Source organism: Vibrio sp. 1401 (assembly GCF_033340295.1).
In genome coordinates this window covers 1-768 of the sequence record NZ_JAWOWF010000282.1, presented here as the reverse complement: position 1 = coordinate 768, position 768 = coordinate 1, and the positions used below count along the sequence as shown (strand labels likewise).

2 protein-coding genes are annotated in these 768 nt (G+C 39.5%); one reads left to right on the top strand and one right to left on the bottom strand.

What is annotated here, in order from left to right; translation table 11 throughout:
• Positions 1–105: LamB/YcsF family protein (locus tag R7Z77_RS25125; RefSeq protein ID WP_318137016.1), on the bottom strand; the 105-nt coding region annotated here is incomplete at its 3' end.
• Between the two features lie 319 nt (positions 106–424).
• Between R7Z77_RS25125 and R7Z77_RS25120 the strand changes: the two genes are divergently transcribed.
• Positions 425–768 (top strand): CHASE sensor domain-containing protein (locus R7Z77_RS25120; RefSeq protein WP_411913211.1); only part of this gene is annotated, 344 nt, incomplete at its 3' end.

Here is a 768-nt window from a genome sequence, read left to right as displayed (position 1 = left end):
CATATCGACATGAGGCATCACGCTATCGTCAGCGCCCATCGTCCAAGAACCAAAGCTCTCGCCCATATCGCAATTTAATGTCAGTTGCTGTTTATTCAATGTCATATATTTATAGTTACCTTAGCAATCACATCACGATGCAGGAAAAACCTTTTATCTTCAGTGACTCAGTTCATTCTTCAAACAACCAGAATGAGATTTTTACTTGGAACTCGAGCTGAGAAAGATCATTAGAGTCCAGCACGTCGTTATCGTTCTTTGATTTGATCCGAATTTTAAGGTAATTCGGTCCTTTTCAATCCAATTTTTGAGAATTTAACGTTATTTTGCTTTGCCGTCATGTTAGTCTTACGGCTTCTATTGGGTGATAGTTTGCATAACAACTCTTTTGTCTTCTAGTTGTTGTTGTGCGACAGGAATATATATGTCATTACGAGCAAAGCTTATCTGGCCGATTCTGGTTTTTATTACGGCGATCTTTGTTGTTTCAAAAGGTTATACCTCGTACACCGCATACCAATCGTCAAAACATGAGTTGGTTGAGCAAACTCGCAAGTTAATCAATAACGTGTCTTATTCAATTAAAGATGCGCTCACAACAAAGAACAAGCGAAAAGCACAAACTATTCTGGCCGATCTTCTAGAACAGCCCAACGTTTCTAGAGTGAAATTGTATGATAGGGCCAATGAACCTTTTGTTGTGCTTGAAGGGAGTGGGGAGTCTGCTCCCGTTCCTAATCAAAATGAAAGAAGTAAGCTCGATGCATT